This is a genomic window from Thermophilibacter sp. ZX-H3, assembly GCF_052599055.1.
Genome location: NZ_JBQXES010000039.1, coordinates 1 through 2,995, shown reverse-complemented (window position 1 = coordinate 2,995; position 2,995 = coordinate 1). Strand labels below are relative to the sequence as shown.

Genomic DNA, 2,995 nt, shown 5'->3' with positions numbered 1-2,995 from the left:
ACCATGGCAGGGGAGGCACACCCGGTCCCATTCCGAACCCGGAAGTTAAGCCCCCGAGCGCCGATGGTACTGCGGAGTAGTCCGTGGGAGAGCAGGACGTCGCTGACCAACAAGGGGCATTTTGCGTTGAAAAAGGGTCCCGAGCGGGGCCCTTTTTTGTTGTCTATCCATGATCAAGGTCCTCTCAGGGGAAAAGCGACGATCGTCGTCTTCTTGCTTCGGATAGGATTCCTGGCCATTAAAGGCCCCTTCCCTCGCCAGGTCGTGACGCATCTTGCAGAATCTCTTCCTGTTCAGACACGGGGCTTTGCTTAATGGGATGTGTTTGGTCAAGTCCGTCTTTCGGAAATGATCACGGAAAGCTTTCGGGTTTGGGCACGCAACTCTTTCGGGTTCGGTCACGGGCGCGCCGCTAGCTTCCCGACTTGCCCAGCATGAGCGACTCCTCGAGACGGTGGCTTGGGCCGCCGAACTCGACGAGCCTGCCGTGGTGGACGACGCGGTCCACGATCGCGGCGGCGAGCCTGTCGTCCGCGAAGACCGTTCCCCACCGGCTGAACTCGACGTTCGTGGTGAACACTATGCTCCTCCTCTCGTAGCTGTCCGATATCACCTGGTAGAGCAGCCGCGCGCCGTCGACGTCGAAGGGGACGTAGCCGAACTCGTCGAGGATCACGAGCCCGGCCCTGCCGACGTCCGCCAGCAGCCTGTCGAGCGTCCCCTCGCGCTTGGCCTTGCCGAGCTGCAGCACGAGCGTCGCCGTCCGGGAGAGGCGCACGGGGACCCCGCGCCTCGTCGCCTCGATTCCGAGGGCGGTGGCGACGTGCGTCTTGCCGCGGCCGGTGGGGCCGTGGAAGACGAGGTCCTCGGCGCGCCCGACGAAGCCGGGCGAGAGCATCTCGTCGCGGCCCCAGCCCTCGGGGAAGCGTACGTCGGGCCGGTCGAACCCCTCCACGGCCTTGGGCACGGGGAACCTCGCCTGGCGCAGCAGCCTCGCCCGCTTGGAGCGCTCGCGCGACTCGAGCTCGCGCGCGAGCATCCCGGAGCACGCGGCGAGCTGGCCGGGCGTGGCGGCCTCGAGGAACCGCGCTATCGTCGCCTTCGATACGAGCAGCGACCTGGCGCGCGAGGAGAGCCCCTCGCGCTCGGCGTCCGGGATCCTAGGCACTGGCGGCGCCCCCCTCCAGCAGCTCGAACGCACGGTCGTACCCCGCGAGGCCGGCCGGCTCGTCGTACTCGACGGACGCGTCGCCCGCGGCCGCCCTGGCGGCGGCGAGCTCCAGGGTGGCGGCGTCGACGCCGCCGGTGGCCTCCAGCGACCTCAGCGCGCCCCCCGCGGTCGCCGCCCAGCCCCGCCTGGCGCCCGCGTCGCGCAGGGCCCTGAGGTCCGCGCCGAGGTCGGCGGGCGCCCCCGGGCCGGGGAACGACACGAGCTCCTCGGGCGGCGACCCGCGCACGACGCTGTCGCGCCAGCCGCCCGGGCGCACGCGGAGCAGCCTCGGCCGCAGCGTGGGGTCGGCGGAGTCCGTCGGCGCGTCGCCCCACTCGCGCGGGTGCCCGGCGACGACCTCGCCGCCGGCGCCGACGACCGTGACGTCGAAGGCGCCCATCGCGACGGCGACCCCGCGGGAGGCGTTGGCGGGGCCCGCCGAGTGGCGGTGCTCGCCCCCGGCCCCGAACGAGCCCTGCTTGTCGCACCTCCTGGTGAGCCACGTCACGCACGCGAACGGGGCCTCCGGCAGCGGCGAGAGCGCCGCGCGGTCGTCCCCGAAGAGCTCGGACTCGGGCGCGCCCCTGCGGTGGTGCGGCTTGCCGTCCGAGAGCCCCAGGCACGCGCCGAGCAGCCGCTCGTCGTGGGCCTTCACGTCCCAGACCTGCGGGACCGGGACGAAGAGGTTGCGCCTGAGCGTCCCGACCTTGTTCTCCACGGACCCCTTCTCGTTCCCCGAGCGGGGGCTGGCGAGGCCGTGGTCGAGCCCGTAGTGCGCGGCGAACCGCCGGAAGAGCCCCGAGGTCCTTATCTCGGCGCCGACCCTGCGGCCGACCTCGGTGGCGTTGTCGAACACGGCCCGCAGCGGCACGCCCCCGAGGAACTCGAAGACGCTCCGGAGCCCCTGGCAGACGCACTCCGCGGTCTCGCCCCAGAAGACCTGCGCGAGCCCGACGTTTGAGTGCGGGAACGTCACGACGAGGAAGTGGCCGCGGGTGACGACGCCGCGCACGCGGAAGTCCGCCTGCCCGAAGTCGACCTGGCACTCGCCCGGGAGCCAGCCGGGCGGCAGGAACCCCTGCGCCTCGCGGGCGCCGGGCTCGGCGGCGAACTCCTCGCGCCTGCGCCTCACGTACCTCCTGACGGTCGAGTACGAGCCCTCGAAGCCCTCCTCCGCGACGAGGCGGTCGCAGACCCTCTTCGCGGTGTGGCGCTGCTCGAGCCAGCAGCGCCGGTCCTCCAGCAGCCACGAGTCGATCAGCCCCGCGAAGGGCCCGGGCAGGGGCGACTCGGGCGCCCTGCCGACCGCCGGCGGCCTCTCGGAGAGGTCGGTCTCCCTCAGGCACTTCCCCGCCGTGGGCTCGGAGACCCCGGTGTCCCGGGCGATCGAGGCGACGCTCGCCCCGCCCCTCCCGAGCCTTCTGATATCGTCGATCCTGGCCGCGCCGATCATTTCCTTCCCGGCCTCCCATCGTCGCAACCGTAGCAGCGGCAACGTTAGGCCCCATTGGGGATGGTCGGCGTGCCCATGCCCAAACCCGAAAGTTTTTCGTGACCATTCCCGAAAGCTCCGGGTGATCAAATCCGCAAGTCAGACGTTATCAAACACAATGGGAGCTATACATTGTGGAGGAAACGTGAACCTCCCGATTCCCGCGCCCGCGGGGCGCCGGGGTGCGTATAGTTAATCCCCGCGCAGCGACGGGGCAGGCGCCCCCGACCAGCGCGGCGAACCTTGAAAACCGGATACTGCGATCGAGAGATCGACGAAGACAGACCAGCGAA

2 protein-coding genes and 1 rRNA gene are annotated in these 2,995 nt (G+C 70.7%); 1 reads left to right on the top strand and 2 read right to left on the bottom strand.

What is annotated here, in order from left to right; all coding sequences use genetic code 11:
* Positions 1–108, top strand: a 5S ribosomal RNA gene (gene rrf, locus ACULPM_RS10925); the annotation flags it as partial.
* 304 nt (positions 109–412) lie between these two features.
* On the opposite strand, the gene istB is transcribed toward rrf, so the two are convergent.
* Together istB and istA are read right to left on the bottom strand one after the other, a co-directional pair.
* Positions 413–1,168 carry an IS21-like element helper ATPase IstB gene (istB, locus tag ACULPM_RS10920; RefSeq protein WP_445332298.1) on the bottom strand — a complete coding sequence of 252 codons (756 nt, stop codon included), beginning with the start codon at positions 1,166–1,168 and terminating at the stop codon, positions 413–415.
* Positions 1,161–2,663, bottom strand: a complete 1,503-nt coding sequence (istA, locus tag ACULPM_RS10915) for an IS21 family transposase (RefSeq protein ID WP_445332297.1) — start codon at positions 2,661–2,663, stop codon at positions 1,161–1,163. The genes istB and istA overlap by 8 nt, the downstream gene beginning before the upstream one ends.
* Positions 2,664–2,995: the final 332 nt, after the last annotated feature.